The organism is Streptomyces sp. SID13726, from assembly GCF_010548375.1.
Classification (GTDB): domain Bacteria; phylum Actinomycetota; class Actinomycetes; order Streptomycetales; family Streptomycetaceae; genus Streptomyces.
On the sequence record NZ_JAAGLY010000744.1, the window covers coordinates 1 to 400 of the forward strand.

Below are 400 nucleotides of genomic sequence, written 5' to 3' on the forward strand. Positions count from 1 at the left end.
GGTCGAGGAGCGCCTGCTCGAGGCGATCGAGCGCGAGCTGAGCAAGTCCATGTCGATCATCGACGGGAGCGCCGAGCTCGCCGAGGCGACGGCGTGACCGCACAGCCCGCCTGCACGACGTCCGACCTCGGCCCGGAGGAGGCGCTCCGCGTCGAGCTCCCGGCCGAGGACGGGCGCGTCGTCGAGGTCGCGGTCATCCGTGACGGCGACGGCGGCTGGCACGCGATCTCGGACATCTGCTCCCACGGGGCGGTGTCCCTGTCGGACGGCGAGGTCGAGGGCTGCTTCGTCGAGTGCTGGCTGCACGGCTCGCAGTTCGACGTGCGGACCGGCATGCCGATCGCGCTGCCCGCGACGCGTCCCGTGCCCGTGTACCCGGTGACGGTCGACGGCGAGCAGG

At 73.0% G+C, this 400-nt stretch carries 1 protein-coding gene; it reads left to right on the plus strand.

Annotated features, from left to right (window positions below):
- Nucleotides 1-93: 93 nt before the first annotated feature.
- The coding region (locus tag G3I78_RS52690; RefSeq protein ID WP_164437327.1) for a non-heme iron oxygenase ferredoxin subunit at nucleotides 94-400 on the plus strand (307 nt) is incomplete at its 3' end.